Origin of the sequence: Aliisedimentitalea scapharcae (assembly GCF_045277565.1) — a bacterium.
GTDB lineage: Bacteria > Pseudomonadota > Alphaproteobacteria > Rhodobacterales > Rhodobacteraceae > Aliisedimentitalea > Aliisedimentitalea scapharcae.
On the sequence record NZ_CP123584.1, the window covers coordinates 4,060,001 to 4,074,335 of the forward strand.

At 58.7% G+C, this 14,335-nt stretch carries 10 protein-coding genes (1 of these 10 only partly in view); 3 read left to right on the forward strand and 7 right to left on the reverse strand.

Features of this window, described 5'->3' with window-relative positions:
* Positions 1-606, forward strand: the 3' portion of a protein-coding gene (locus QEZ52_RS18910; RefSeq protein WP_406646107.1) for a glycosyltransferase family 2 protein. The gene continues 258 nt to the left of window position 1, outside the view; the window shows 606 of its 864 coding nt (coding positions 259-864); its start codon lies off the left edge, out of view; its stop codon occupies positions 604-606.
* Positions 607-737: 131 nt separating this feature from the next.
* Here the strand turns inward: QEZ52_RS18910 and QEZ52_RS18915 are convergent, their stop codons facing one another.
* Positions 738-3,932, reverse strand: a complete 3,195-nt coding sequence (locus tag QEZ52_RS18915; RefSeq protein ID WP_406646109.1) for an efflux RND transporter permease subunit — start codon at positions 3,930-3,932, stop codon at positions 738-740.
* Positions 3,925-4,881, reverse strand: a complete 957-nt coding sequence (locus QEZ52_RS18920) for an efflux RND transporter periplasmic adaptor subunit (RefSeq protein WP_406646111.1) — start codon at positions 4,879-4,881, stop codon at positions 3,925-3,927. Before QEZ52_RS18920 ends, QEZ52_RS18915 begins: the two co-directional genes overlap by 8 nt.
* A 203-nt stretch (positions 4,882-5,084) precedes the next feature.
* Between QEZ52_RS18920 and QEZ52_RS18925 the strand changes: the two genes are divergently transcribed.
* A complete protein-coding gene (locus QEZ52_RS18925) occupies positions 5,085-6,611 on the forward strand; it encodes a trimethylamine methyltransferase family protein (RefSeq protein ID WP_406646113.1) in 1,527 nt (508 codons plus the stop codon).
* 186 nt (positions 6,612-6,797) lie between these two features.
* Here the strand turns inward: QEZ52_RS18925 and QEZ52_RS18930 are convergent, their stop codons facing one another.
* Positions 6,798-10,007, reverse strand: coding sequence for a 2Fe-2S iron-sulfur cluster-binding protein (locus QEZ52_RS18930; RefSeq protein ID WP_406646116.1), 3,210 nt, complete (start codon positions 10,005-10,007; stop codon positions 6,798-6,800).
* 78 nt (positions 10,008-10,085) lie between these two features.
* Here QEZ52_RS18930 and QEZ52_RS18935 point away from each other — a divergent pair, with 78 nt between their 5' ends.
* Positions 10,086-10,874, forward strand: a complete 789-nt coding sequence (locus QEZ52_RS18935; RefSeq protein ID WP_406646118.1) for a helix-turn-helix transcriptional regulator — start codon at positions 10,086-10,088, stop codon at positions 10,872-10,874.
* On the opposite strand, the gene QEZ52_RS18940 is transcribed toward QEZ52_RS18935, so the two are convergent.
* From QEZ52_RS18940 to QEZ52_RS18955, 4 genes are read right to left on the reverse strand one after another with little or no spacing between them, the layout of a single operon-like run.
* Positions 10,871-11,644, reverse strand: coding sequence for a LamB/YcsF family protein (locus QEZ52_RS18940; protein WP_406646120.1), 774 nt, complete (start codon positions 11,642-11,644; stop codon positions 10,871-10,873). The two genes, QEZ52_RS18935 and QEZ52_RS18940, sit on opposite strands and share 4 nt — an antisense overlap.
* A gap of 1 nt (position 11,645) precedes the next feature.
* The gene (locus QEZ52_RS18945) at positions 11,646-12,671 is read right to left on the reverse strand and encodes a biotin-dependent carboxyltransferase family protein (protein ID WP_406646122.1); all 1,026 of its coding nucleotides are present in this window, start codon (positions 12,669-12,671) and stop codon (positions 11,646-11,648) included.
* Complete coding sequence (locus QEZ52_RS18950) at positions 12,668-13,426, reverse strand: allophanate hydrolase subunit 1 (RefSeq protein WP_406646125.1); 759 nt, start codon at positions 13,424-13,426, stop codon at positions 12,668-12,670. The genes QEZ52_RS18945 and QEZ52_RS18950 overlap by 4 nt, the downstream gene beginning before the upstream one ends.
* Complete coding sequence (locus tag QEZ52_RS18955) at positions 13,401-14,333, reverse strand: hypothetical protein (RefSeq protein WP_406646127.1); 933 nt, start codon at positions 14,331-14,333, stop codon at positions 13,401-13,403. The genes QEZ52_RS18950 and QEZ52_RS18955 overlap by 26 nt, the downstream gene beginning before the upstream one ends.
* Positions 14,334-14,335 lie beyond the last annotated feature (2 nt).

Consider the following 14,335-nt stretch of genomic DNA (forward strand, 5'->3'; position numbering starts at 1 on the left):
CGGACCGATGCGGATGAACTGATCTGCCTGGACCCACAGCTGTTCACAGGGTTTGAGGATCTGTTTTCGCAAAACTCCGGCGACGCTCTTTTTGCCTTGGGGCTGGAGGTTTTTGAATCCCCGACGGATTCCCCGATCCCAGATGGCACATCGGCCCTGAACCATCGACGTTCCGCGGTCTTCAGCGGTCACTACTCCAAGGCCTGGGCAGTTCGAAAACGAATTGGGCTGAAACGTCACGGAATCAAGATCCGTTCCAAGCTGGTAGAGAGCTACCCCTTTGTGATGCCGCCCGGTGTGTATCTGGCCCATCTCAAATATGCGAATTTCGACGTCTTATGGAGCACAAACGAAGTGCGCAAGGAAGTCGCACGGAGCAAGGGAAAGGGATTGCCCGGAACTGCGTGGCGCAAGGCAGACCGATTGAGCAAACAAAAAATACTGCGGGCCACCCAATTGCCGGAACTGCCCTGGGATCAGGCCCGGGATCAGGCCTGGGCAGCTTTGCAATCCCCCTTGCGCGACCCAAAGAACGGACTTGTTCGAACCCGTTCGCTGCGGTTCGAGGCCCGCACTCAGCTCCCCGACTGGTTCGCCAATCTATAGCAGGCTTCGGCCAATCCGACCACACTGCGCCGACCACAGCGCGCCATCGGCGCGCTGCCTGGCCCAACGGCCTGCCTGGCATCTGTGATGCCTGGCAGGCGGGCGGGAGCTCAACGAGAGTAAGAGCACGCTCAGGTTTTGAAAATCCGGTAGATCGCCGGGATGACCAGAACAGTTAGCAATGTGGATGACAGTAGCCCGAACAGCAGGGAAATCGCCAACCCCTGAAAAATCGGATCGGCCAGGATCACCACTGCGCCGATCATAGCCGCCACCGCCGTTAGCAGGATCGGCTTGAACCGAATGGCCCCCGCGGCCAACAGCACGTCTATCGTCGGTTTCTTCGGATCTCCTTCATGACGAATAAAATCCACCAACAGGATCGAGTTGCGCACGATGATCCCTGCCAATGCGATGAACCCGATCATTGACGGTGCCGAAAAGGGTGCTCCGAACCACCAATGCCCGCCCATTATCCCGAGAAAGGTCAAGGGAATCGGCGTCAACACCACCAACGGCAACTTGAACGATCCGAACTGCGCAACCACCAGGATATAGATCCCCAGCAACGCCACCGCGAACGCCGCGCCCATGTCGCGGAAGGTCACAAACGTCACCTCCCATTCGCCATCCCACAACAAGGTCACATGACTTTCGTCTTCGGGCTGGCCATGCATGGCGATCACAGGTTTCTCGCCTTGCTTCCACTCCATCTGATCCAACGCATCGGCCACGGCCAACATACCATACAAGGGGGCTTCAAAATCTCCGGCCAATTCGGCGGTGACCATCTCTGCCGCGCGCCCATTGTGTCGGAAGATGGGAAAGGACATCTGTTCCTCGCTCACCTGGACCACATCGCCCAATTCCACCACACCGCGCGCGCCCGGTAACACGTTGGCCGGAATCGGAGTGGTCAGAAAACGTTCATCCACCACCCGATCGGCCTTGTCGCGTTCAACCCGGATCGGAATTGGACGGCGCCCATCACCACGATGGGAATACCCCACAGTCTGTCCGCCGTTCAGCAGACCAACGGTAGAGAACACGTCGCCCTCCTCTACGCCAAAGAATTCGAGCTGATCCGAGGACACTTTGACCTTTAACCGCCGTGCCGGTTCACCAAAGCTGTCATCTACATCCACCACATAAGGAACGGTTTCAAAGGCCGCACGGATCCGCGCGGCGGCCGCGCGCCGCGTGCTGGCATCCGGCCCGTAAACTTCGGCCAGCAAAGTCGCAATCACTGGCGGCCCCGGAGGCGGTTCAACCGTTTTCAAACTGGTGCCAGCCGGCACCTCCAGTTCACGGAGCAACCCCCGGATCTCGAGCGCAATTTCATGACTGGTACGGTCACGATCGTGTTTTGGGGCCAAATTGACCTGCACCTCGCCCAATTGGGGTTCAGCGCGCAAATAATAGTGACGCACCAGACCATTGAAGTTGAACGGTGCCGCCGCGCCAGCATGGGTTTGCAAGGACACAACCTCGGAGAGGCTCAACAGGGCCGTGGCCACATCCTGCGCCACCGCATCCGTTGCCTCGACCGACGCCCCCTCGGGCAAATCAATCACCACCGACAGTTCCGACTTGTTATCGAAGGGCAGCAGTTTGACCGTCACGTCTCGGGTGTACAGCGCCGCCATCGACCCAAAGCTGAGCGTGGCCACTATCAAAAGGAACAACCCCGACCGAGCTTTTGTCTTCAACACCGGGGCCGCCACGGCGGTATATATCCGGCCCAGCCGTCCCCCCTGCCCTTCGTCATGATGCACCGGTGCCCCTCCGGCGATCTTGATCATCAACCATGGCGTAATGATCACGGCCACAAAAAACGAAAAAATCATCGCCGCCGAGGCATTGGCGGGGATTGGGCTCATATAGGGGCCCATGAGACCGCTTACGAACAGCATCGGCAACAACGCGGCGACCACGGTCAGCGTTGCGACGATTGTCGGATTCCCCACTTCGGCCACAGCTCGGATCGCCTTGGTCACCCGATTTGCATCATCCTTCATCCCCCAATGACGGGCGATGTTTTCGATCACCACGATGGCGTCATCAACCAAAATTCCGATCGAAAATATCAACGCAAACAGCGACACCCGGTTCAGCGTATAGCCCATGATCCAGGCCGAAAACAGCGTCAGCAGGATTGTCACAGGAATGACCACGGCCACCACGATACTTTCGCGCCAACCTATGGCAAAAAATACCAACCCCACGATTGACACCGTAGCCAATCCCAAATGGAACAACAGTTCATTGGCCTTTTCATCCGCGGTTTCGCCGTAATCCCGGGTGACCGTCACTCCGATCCCGTCGGGAACCAACCTGTGGTTCAGCATCTCGACCCGATGCAGGATCTCTTCTGCCACGACCACCGCATTGGCCCCGGCCCGTTTGGCGATGGCCAGTGTCACTGCCGGTGTGCGCAGAGCCTGCCCGGACTCATCCCGGGTCACATTCGCCACAATTTGGTCAGACCCATCCGGAACAAAGGAAATGTCGGCAACATCGCGCACATAAACCGGGCGGCCATCGCGTGCCGTCAAGACCAGGTTGCCTATATCTGCAGGCGCAGTCATCGTTTCACCCGCGACCAGCGGAATCTGTTGGCCACCGTCCCGAACAAGTCCGGTAGAAAACGCCTGATTGGCGGCCTGCACTTTGCCCGCCAGCTGTTGCAGCGTCACGCCGTACAGCGCCAACCGCTCGGGATCCGGGGCAATCCGGATCATCTCCTGAGCTTCACCAACGATATAGGTGAGGCCCACATTCTGGATTTTTGCCACCTCAACCTGCAATTCCCGTGCGACGCGGGTCAGTTCATTGGACTGGGCCTCGTACCCCGGTTTTGGCGTCAGGGTCAGGGAAACGATGGCTACATCGTCAATTCCCCGGCCAACCACCAGAGGCTCGGCAATTCCCATCGGGATCCGGTCCATATTCGCGCGCAGCTTGTCATGCACTCGCAGAATGGCGCTGTCGGCCGGAGTGCCCGTCAGGAACCGGGCCGTAACCATCGCATAGTCATCTCGGGTCTGGCTGTAGATATGTTCGACGTCATTGATCGCCTTGACGATGGTTTCCAGCGGCTCGGTCACCAGCTTGACTGCATCTTCGGCCCCCAGCCCAGGTGCCTGAACATGAATATCAACCAGAGGGACCGAAATCTGTGGTTCTTCCTCGCGTGGCAGGCTGATCAGGGACACCAACCCAACAGCCAGCGCCGCCAGGATCATCAGGGGTGTCAACGGGGATTGGATGAAAGCCCGGGTCAGCGCCCCGGCCATTCCCAAGGCAGGTTGCTTGCGTTCACTCATGGCTGATCACCACCAGGTCCCCAGCGGACAGACCACTGAGCACTTCGGTCCGTTCGTCCACAATTTCTCCCAGCACCACGGCGCGCTCGACCTGCCCGCCGTCATGCTGCACCGTCACAAAATCCAACCCCATGCGAGAGGAAACCGCATCTGACGGCACCAACAGCGCCGCGCGTTGACCAACCGGCAAATGCACCAGGACCCGCGCGTTGACGAAATCGGCATCGAATTCCGGGACATCGACGTCTGCAATCACACGGCCATTTTCAATCTGTGGATAGACCTTGGCCAGATGCCCCTCCTGCACTGTTCCGCTGCCCACGCGGATCGTGGCACCTTCTTTGAGGTCGACCCGATGACGTTCCGGCACCGCAAGCCGCAGGAACAACCCGCCCCCCGCCAAGACCGCAACCGGCTCACCCGGCATCACAACACCGCCGCTGGTCACAGGCACATCCAGAACCCGCCCTGCCACAGGTGCAAACACCGACCCTTCGGCAACCTGCTGTTCAACCACTTGCTTCTGTGCCTGCTGAGCGTCGATCTGGCTGACCAGAACCGCGACCTGTGTGCGCAATGCATCCAGACGCTGGGCCGTCGTGACACCACGTTCCAGCAAGCCTTCGCCCCGTGTCAGTTCGGTCTTTGCATTTCCCAGTTGCGAAAGCAGCGCAGCAATCTGGGCCTCGACGGCCTGCAGTTGCAGCGCCAGCTTTTCATCATGGATCCTGGCCAACACCTGACCACGTTCCACCTGATCGCCCTCTTCAACGGTTAGCTCAATCAGCGTTCCACCGATCCGGGCCCGCGCCGGAACTGTATCTCGCGGTTCCACCTTGGCGAAAACCGCCTTCCATTCGGTCACCATGACAGGCGTCAGCGCTTCCTGTGCCGAAATCACTGTGGGGATCAAGACCCCCATCATTATCGCAAATCCCAATTTCAACATGGCGATATCCTTATCCGGCGCGTGTTCACCACTTCATATGCATATTTTAGAATATAATTCAATCCCTGCACCTCCATTCTGCTATCAGGTCGCACCGCGACACATCCGCGTGAGACCAGGTCCAATACCGACGCATGGTCGTTTACGGACAAGCGGCAGGACAACGGCCGAACAGGCTGTTTCAATCCAAAGAAAGGCCTGACATGGATGCGATCCGACCACGCCGGACAAGGCGGCGAAACTCACCGCCCCTGGCGGCCCCACAGATCATCACTGGTGCCAAACGACTCATCCCGACCTATGATCTGGCGAGCGAAGACCGCCTGGATCTGATCGAGGCGCGGTCAGATCAACTCCTCAAAGAAATCGGGGTCAGGTTTGTAGACGACCCGGAAGCCCTGCGCTTGTTTCATGACGCCGGGGCGGATGTTCAAGGCGAACGGGTCCGGTTCGAGCCGGGACACCTGCGTCAGATCCTGCGCGCATCGGCGTTGCCCTCGTTTACCCAGCACGCCCGCAACCCCGCGCGATCAATCCAGATCGGTGGCGACAACGTGGTTTTTGGCCCCGGCTATGGCATGCCATTTGTTCGGGATCTGGACAACGGGCGCCGGTATGGCACGATCCGGGATTTCGAAAATCTGATCAAGCTGACCTATATGTCCCCCTGGCTGCACCACTCCAGCGGAACAATCTGTGAACCCACGGACCTGCCAGTGAACAAACGCCACCTGGACATGGTGTATGCCCACCTGACCTGCTCGGACAAACCCTTCATGGGGTCTGTCACGGCTCCTGAGCGGGCCAGAGACAGCATCGCCATGGCTCGCATCGCCTTTGGAGCCAGCTTTGTCGATCAAAACTGTGTAATCATGGCCAATATCAACATGAACTCCCCGCTGGTTTTTGACCACGCCATGTCCAGTGCAATCCGAATATATGCCGAAGCCAACCAATGCCCCGTGATTGTGCCCTTTGTGCTGGGCGGCGCAACGGCTCCGGTATCCATGACCGCCGCGGTGACCCAGGCCTATTCAGAAGTGTTGGTCGGCAGCGCACTGGGACAATTGGCCCGCCCGGGTTCTCCGGTCATTTTCGGCAATTTCGTCACCACCGTGGACCTCAAATCCGGGTCGCCTACCTTTGGCACACCCGAAGCCGCTCTTGGGTCTTATGTGGCCGGGCAGTTGGGGCGCCGCATAGGGTTGCCGTTGCGCTGTTCGGGTGCGTTTTCAGCGTCAAAACTGCCAGATGCACAGTCAATGATGGAATCCGTGACAGCTTTGCAGGCAGCCGTGATGAGTGGTGCCAATTTCGTTCTGCAATCGGCCGGCTGGTTGGAAGGAGCGTTAACCATGTCCTACGAAAAGTTGGTCATGGACGCGGACTACCTGGGCTCTTTGCACATCTTTCTCAAAGGTCTCCCCTTTGACGATGAGGCCTTTGCCATGGATGCCTTTGGCGAAGTGGGCCCTGGTGGACATTTCTTTGGCTGCGGCCATACGATGCGGCATTATCAGGACGCATTTTATGACGCTGTGCTGTCAGACAAGCAAAATTTCGAAACTTGGAGCGACCGAGGCAGCCAAGACATGGTGCAGCGCGCCAATCAGAAATGGAAACGCGATTTGGAGCAGTATGAAGCCCCAATCTTGGACCCCGCGGTGAACGATGAACTGCTCTCCTTTATGGCCAAGCGTAAAGAAGATTTACCGGACACCTGGCATTAGGCATCGCGCCAGGTATCCCAGTCTGTCGTTCAACACCGGTGGGCTCCCGCCAACCGGCGACGCTCCCTTGCGGGACCATCTTCGGTTGTTGGGCGTGGCATTGCACCTTTAGGGTGCAATGCCACGCCCAACGGGAACGGGGTCTCGAATGAGACCCCTGTGACGGGCGGGAGCCCATCGCGTTCATTAAAGATCAACGGTGATTTCCCCACCCTCTTCAACCGCTCGGCTTTGACAAAGGATAATAGCCCCTTCTCGCTGAGCTTTAGACAGAACAAAATCCCTGTGTTCCACCTCGCCCGAGATCAGCCCGCATTTGCAGACACCGCAAATCCCGTCAGAACATTTGACGTCGATATGAATGCCATTTGCAGCCAAAACATCCGTAGCAGTCTGGTCGGCGGGCACCTGCAACACCTGACCGGAACGGGCCAGCTTCAAGACAAACGGCCGGTTTTCATAGTCGGGCACCTCGGGTACCGAAAAATACTCGAGATGCCGAGCCGTCTCTGGGAAACCTTGCCGTTCAGCGGCATCAAGCACTGACGCCATGTAGCGATCAGGTCCACAGGTGTAGACATGCCACCCGGATTGATACCCTGCCAGCACTCCATCCAGATCCGCCCGACTGCCTTCGTCCGAGATGTGCAGCGTCACGCAATCGGCCCAAGGCACCGTTTCCAAATCTGACAGAAACCCGCCACTTGCACGGGATGAGACAGAGTAATGAACTTCGAATTTCGCGCCCAGCGCATACAGCCGATGCGCCATCGCCATCATTGGCGTGATCCCGATCCCACCCCCCATGAGAAAACTTTTCTGCGCCGCTTCCTCCAGAGCAAAATGATTGATCGGCTTCGAGATGAAAACCTTGCGCCCCTCTGCAAAGATTCTGTGCAGCAACAGCGACCCGCCGCGTCCTTTGTCTTCGCGCAACACGCCAATCTGATATCTGGACCGATCCGCAGGGTCGCCGGACATGGAATACTGACGCAGGAATTCAGGTGCCACCACAATATCCAGATGCGCCCCTGCCGTCCATTCAGGTAAGTCGGTCCCATCAATCGCACGAAATTCGAATTTGGCCACGTCGCTTCCCATCTGCTCGGCCTTGGCGACAACCACTTGCAACACCGGGCTCTCGCCATCGTTTTCATAGCGATGTTCCCAGGCCCCAGTCTCGCCTCGCGCCCGTCGGGATTGATACTCCTCGGCCGTGATCATAGCTTGATAGGCTTCGATCCCGGCCTCGCGGTCCATGGGAAAAGGGTAAGGCCAGGGGTGCGGGGCCAAAGGAGCTGGATAGACCGCCAGGGTCTGATCGGCGAAATTCAACGTCAGATCCTTTTGCAGGGCGCGGGTGTTTACTGGATTGGGCGTGGGCTGATACGCGCCTGCGGTGTCCAACTCCAGATCCCACCACCACTTTTTGACTGGGTTGACCTCACCATTGCCAACCAGATCATCCAATTTGGCCAGAGCCGGAGCCGTCTTGGGGAAATTCATCGCTGCCCATCGAAACGGAACCTCGGCAAACAATCCCTCCAGATTCCACGGGCAGGTTTTCATGCACCGGCCACACATGGCCCCGCCCGGTGTTCCGATCCGATACGTGGTGCACTTCTGGCTGTCCGATTTCCAGATCTCATACCCGTTAAACATCAACTTGGGACCAGCAGTGATTGCACCGCTCGGACATTCACGGGCACATTTGTTGCAGCTGCTACAAAAATTTTGCAGGCCAAAATCGATCGGTTTATCGTGTGTCAGCGGCATATCTGTGGTCACAACACCCGACTTTAGACGCGGTCCAAGAAACGGATTCAGGATCACTTCACCAATGCGGCTCACCTCGCCCAGACCACTCAGCAACAACAGTGGAGGCTGCAACACTTCACCGTCCAAAACAGTATGGGCCTTGGCCTTGTAGCCCAAGTTGCGGATCTGACGTGCGATAACTCCCCCCAAAAGGGAAAACCGCAGATAGGCCCGCATGGATTGAGCCACCGCGATCCAATCATCCCCCGACGTGCCATCAGTGGTCTCGAAACCCTGATCAATGATCATGCTGATCGCCTGGTCGTGATCTGGTTCAATCGGCGTGCCGGTCGCATCGTGGCTATACCAGGTCCAGTCTGGGCAACGCGATATCCCAACCGCGTCCACGCCCAGGAAATAACTGGCGGCCTTGATATTGGCAGCATTTCGGACCGCATCCGTCGGACGGGGCCCAGCGTCCGATGCTCCGTCCTGCAACAGAACAAAGGCACCCAGCATCCTTCGCTGTGCCATTGATGGTGCTGCCTTGCGGGCGTAGTGACCGCCCTTGGCCGCCTCCTGATTGGCCTTACCCATGTCTCCAAATTGAGCCCGGGCGAACATATCGGCGCGTTTGGGAACACGGGCGACATTGGGTTCATCTATATACGTGGTCGGCGTATCCACCCGCGAGAGGGTTTCGAAAGGATGCGGCCCATCCCTGAAAGCACGCTTTTCATAGGGATCTCTGTTCAAAGCCGAGCGCCGCGACCCTGCACCAACCCACCAGCGCGGCCCCTTGATCTGCAATATCGGCTGCTGGTCCGGCGGCAGGAGCGGCCTGTCGTGGGCCAGATCGAAATCAGTGGTCACCACAGCCACGCCGAACCGCGCCCCAACATAGGGGTTGGTCAGTTCGCTGCCCCTTACCGAGGCCAACCCCGCCGCCACCGTCACCTTGTTCAGGTCCACATCCGAGGTGGTCGCAGTGTGGGCTTTGGCATCCCATCCCAACAGCCGGATGTAATTTGCGATCACCACTGCTGTCTCGGTCGCCCGCAAACAGGCCCGATGGTGCTGGGCATCCTGCAACCAATCACAGCCTATTTCATCGACCCCAGGATCCCGCGGCATGTCGTAAAGAAAAACGATAGCGTGGGTGTGGGCATCAATCGTGGTCGAGGGCGCGTTCATCGCATCCTTGAGGTCAGCCATGATCATATCAATACCCGAAGCCAGGGTTTTGGTCTGGCGCGTTTTCAGATCATGGGACAGTCGGTCAATGTCCGGGTTGCGATATGGTTGCTCCAGACGCGCCGCATTGGGAAGCGGGCCAATTCCGACCATGCTGGCATCAGAGAAATAACCAAAGGCCTTGATGTGGTTGGCGCGCGCTAACGGGGACTCGGGACAGCCGGCTCGCGCAGGGTTTACCTGCCCGTGTCGGATTGCATCCATCATCGCCTGGTATTCCCCCATTGCGTTGACGATCGAGGTCGGCATGTCGGGACGGCGGAAATTCAACGGGTGAAATGGGGGAACCGCGTCCAAGTCGGGCACGGGTCCACGCATCAATCGTTCAAGAGGAAATGGCCCCATGTGCAAGGGGCGGTTCCGGGTCGAAAAAAGCTGGGGCATGTCTGGCTGTCCACCGAGTCGCTTGAATTTGTGGTCTCCTTGACTATCGCAAACTCTTGGGGTCAATCTGTCACCCGAATGGATGACAACTTTCCTCCCCGCCCTTTGCCCCGGGATGACGTGGCCGCATTGGTCGCTGCGGTCCCAACGCCGGACTTTGCCAACCGGTTGCTGGACTATGTTCGCCGGGCCGCCGATATCGCCAATATCGGCACATTCCATGTGGCGGACATGTCCCGCCCCGAACCTGTCCTGTCCTTCTGGGGCGGAGACATGAGTGGCTATTGGTTCAACCGAAACGCCAACGTAATCCTGTCCGATGACAGGTTGATCGACAGTATCCTGGACCGGATCCGTGCATCGCGGGACTATGGATTGACAATCGAGCGGTGGCGACCCGATCCGAGTGACCCGCTCAGCCCGATCTATGCTCGCGACGGGGTAATCGAACGGGTGACCACATCTTCCTGGACCGATCGCGTCGGGCTTCAGACCTTTTTGCTCAGAGGAGAGAAAGCAGGCTGGATCACCGATACTGAAATGGAGCGGCTGCAACGGGTTCTGCCGCTGGTGCATGAGCTGATTGGCCTTCGGCACCGGATCACCGGGTCGATGGGGCTGCGCACACCACCAACCGCACGTGTTTCAGCCCTGCGCGACCGGGATTCTGGACTGTTTGGACATCTGACACCGCGCGAAGCTGAAATCTGCGATTTTGCTCTTCAGGGGGTCACTGTTGCGGGAACCGCGCTGGAGTTGGGTATTTCAGAGAACACTGTGCGCACCCTTAGACGGCGAGCCTGGGCCAAGCTGGGCGTGAACTCGGCCACGCAGGTGGCTGCGCTCATTCTCAGCGAAGCCACCTAACTTTTGCGTCCTTGGAATTTTTGGACGGTCACGCCACCGGACTCCAGACTGCTGCGCACGGATTTCGCCAATTCAACCGCTTCGGCGGTGTCCCCGTGCAGGCAAATGGTATCAATGGCCGTTGGAATGCGTTTGCCGCTTTCGGTGATGATGGCACCTTCGCGCACCATCTCCAATATTCGTGGACCCGCAGCTTCGGGATCATGGATCACCGCACCAGGCAGGGACCGGTCCACCAGTGTTGCATCATCATTATAGGCACGATCCGCAAAGATCTCACCGCACCAATTGCATCTCAGGTCCCGCACCACTTCTTCCATCGCCGTGGCTGCCAGAACCATGATGATGATATCCGGATCAACATCCAGTGCAGCCTCGTAACAGGCGCGCGCCATGGCGTGATCAACGCAGGCCATGTTCGACATCGCGCCGTGCAGCTTCAAGTGACGGACTTGGGTCCCAACGGCCGTCGCCATGCCTTTTGCCGCACCCAACTGATATCGGATCATGTTGCGCAGCGTATCATGGGGCACATGCATCTTGCGCCGCCCGAACCCCTGAAGATCCAGAAATCCCGGGTGCGCACCGATCCCGACGCCATTGTCCCGCGCCCGGGACATTGTCCGGGCCATGACATCCGGATCGCCCGCGTGAAACCCGCAAGCGATATTGGCCGAAGTCACAATGTCCAACAGCGACGCATCATCGCCCATGTTCCAAGGGCCAAAGCTCTCGCCCATGTCGGCGTTCAAATCGACAGTCATGTTCATATCAGCTTTCCTTTTCGAACGGATCGGCCTTGGCCGAAATCACCCCACCAACCAATTGATAGGCCAATAGATCCGCAATGTCGGCCGGATCGCGCACAAGCGGTTGGCAGGCCCGACGCAGATCCTTGAGCTCTTTTTCAAATCGTTCTTCCGCTGCCAGCGCTTCGTCCAACGTGACCCAATTGAACCGCAGCGATGCGCCGGGCTGCGCCTGTGCGATACGGGGCAGATCACATGGCAGAACAGTCCCAATCCGAGGGTACCCCCCTGTCGTCTGGCATTCTCGTAGCAGGACAAAAGGCTTGCCGTCCCCCGTCATCTGGACATCACCGGGGGTGATTACCTCGGACAGGATATTCAATTGGCCTTCGGCAGAAAATCCAACCCCCTCGCTGACCAGCTCGACCCCCATCCGGTTGGCACGACTGCCCCGCTGAAACACAGTGCCCGCAAATCTGTCTCGTATGGCCTGCGAAAACAGAGCCGACTGAAAGCTCTCGACAATCCGCAATTCACCTCCGTCGAACCGGGGTGTAACAGCCAGAACCAGACCTGTTTCCGACCCGCTGTCCGGTCCGACCGGAATTTCATCGCCTGCAAGGATCGCGTGCCCCAGGCCCGCAGACTGATGTACGGCACGCGCGCCCAACAGAACCGGGCTGTTGATCCCACCGCCCAGATGCAAATACCCATAAACGCCACGACGCGCGGCACCAATCGACAGGGTTTGTCCGACCCCCAGCGGGTGAGAGGCATTCCAGGAAACGGGTTCGCCATCAATCGACGCGCTCATCACTGCGCCGGTCAGGGCAATACGCAGCGGGGCTGTGGCCTGAAAATCGCCGCCCATACCCGCCATTTCCAACGCGGCATGGGTCACGGGCTGCGCCAGAAGAGCCGCCCCTTCGGCAAGAGCACGGACATCAGCAGCTCCTCCCTGAGACACCCCCTGACCCAACAACCCCGGCCGCCCCATGTCCTGGATCGTGACCGCTGGGCCAATCCGCAGAACCTTTAGCGCGCTCATGCTCTGATCTCCGTGGCTGTCGCCCCGCCAAAGGATGGATCCCGTTCGCAAATGCGCCCGAATTCCTGTTCGGTGACGGCGTCAAACTGCAGCTCGTCCCCGGCCCGCAGGGCAAAAGGAGTTGCCGCCTTGGGCTGAAATATTCCAAATCCCGTCTGTCCGACATGTCGCCATCCTGTCGGAGTGGACGACGAGAACAGCACAAACTGACTGATTGCCAGCACCAGCGCTCCGGCCGGAACCAAAGGCGTCAATTCGGTTTGGCGCGGGATGTTCCATTCCTTCCCCAGCGGGCCCAGATAGGGTTGCCCCGGCGCGAACCCTATTGTCAGAACACGGACGCGCGAGGAGCTCAGGCTCTCGATCGCCTGGTGTTCGCTCATCCCTGCAAGGTCGGCAGCCTCTGCCAATTGTGGTGCGCGAGACGTCCCATAGACGGTCGGCACCCTCCAGAACCGGCGGCCAACAGGAAGCTCGGCTGCGTACCAATCTCTGGCATCCAGCAGCGTGGACAGGCAGTCATGCAGACGGGCGTGCGACAGGCTTTGAGGGTCGAACCGGACATAGGCCGATGCCAACGAGGTTGAGGTTTCGATAACCCCTTCCAAGTCCAGCTGTTCGATCGCAGTGCGGAATGCCAGCGTCGCCCGGTTCGATGCCTCGGTCATCTGATCGGCAAAGGTGACGAGCATCCCCTGAACACCAACAGTCCGGATCATCGGGAAGCCTTCAGTCTGAGCAAAGTGCACGGGCATAAAACCTCCTTAGCAGGATGGGTGTCAGATACATAGGGATCTGATAACAGCCGATAAAGATCAACAGTGGTTCTGTGGTTTCTGGCGGCAGCGCCACCAGAAACAGCGCGACATTGCGATTTCCAGCGACAATCCCCATCGGGATAGCGTTGCGATCCTGCCCCAGCACTGTCAACAGCGTGAAATATGCGACCTGCATGCCAAAGTTCACGGCGAACGCAACACTCAGCCACCAAAACAACCCCAGCGGGCTCTCAGAAAACGCAGGGCCAATGGCCGACATCAACGCGACAACGATGACGGCCAGCACAATGGATGTCAGCCCATCCAGCCCCGCCCGCCCACGGTCACCCAGATCCGGGGCAGCCAGTTGACGGACTGCAAACCCCAGCGCCACAGCACTGAGAACAACCAGGGTCAATCGCCCCGCAGCCCAAAGCACGTCCTGCAGATCACCGATCTGCGGAAGCAACCAGAACACCGGCAATGCCGTCACCGGCAACAGTGCGGTTCCCAGGACCAAGACCCGCAAGGCACGGGCCGGATCACCGCCCACCAGAATGGTAAAGTTTGGGGCACCGGTGACGGACGGTGCCGCCAAAACCAGAACGACGGCCATTGCCAAAGGCCCCAGCCCGAGATCCAGGCCGATCAACATCAACACTGCCCCCACCGGCAGCGCCAATTGCAAGATGAGGACCTGGCCAAACGCCTTGCTCAGATCCACCCCCGTTGCGTCGCGATAACCGACACGAAACGCAGTAAAAAACAGCAGCAGCGAAACCAGCTCGGGGATCCAGGGGCGCATCACCGCCGCCACCCCTGGCAAGATCAACCCAGCCAGCAAACCCAGAACCAGACAGAGCCGCCCATACCGGGCGACCCTGCCAAGGAGATCAATGATCATGC

What these genes read in the sequence shown, in the direction of transcription:
- QEZ52_RS18915 (WP_406646109.1), bottom strand. Translation starts at nt 3,932, where the DNA reads ATGAGTGAACGCAAGCAACCTGCCTTGGGAATGGCCGGGGCGCTGACC.
- QEZ52_RS18920 (WP_406646111.1), bottom strand. Translation starts at nt 4,881, where the DNA reads ATGTTGAAATTGGGATTTGCGATAATGATGGGGGTCTTGATCCCCACA.
- QEZ52_RS18925 (WP_406646113.1), top strand. Translation starts at nt 5,085, where the DNA reads ATGGATGCGATCCGACCACGCCGGACAAGGCGGCGAAACTCACCGCCC.
- QEZ52_RS18930 (WP_406646116.1), bottom strand. Translation starts at nt 10,007, where the DNA reads ATGCCCCAGCTTTTTTCGACCCGGAACCGCCCCTTGCACATGGGGCCA.
- QEZ52_RS18935 (WP_406646118.1), top strand. Translation starts at nt 10,086, where the DNA reads ATGGATGACAACTTTCCTCCCCGCCCTTTGCCCCGGGATGACGTGGCC.
- QEZ52_RS18940 (WP_406646120.1), bottom strand. Translation starts at nt 11,644, where the DNA reads ATGAACATGACTGTCGATTTGAACGCCGACATGGGCGAGAGCTTTGGC.
- QEZ52_RS18945 (WP_406646122.1), bottom strand. Translation starts at nt 12,671, where the DNA reads ATGAGCGCGCTAAAGGTTCTGCGGATTGGCCCAGCGGTCACGATCCAG.
- QEZ52_RS18950 (WP_406646125.1), bottom strand. Translation starts at nt 13,426, where the DNA reads ATGCCCGTGCACTTTGCTCAGACTGAAGGCTTCCCGATGATCCGGACT.
- QEZ52_RS18955 (WP_406646127.1), bottom strand. Translation starts at nt 14,333, where the DNA reads ATGATCATTGATCTCCTTGGCAGGGTCGCCCGGTATGGGCGGCTCTGT.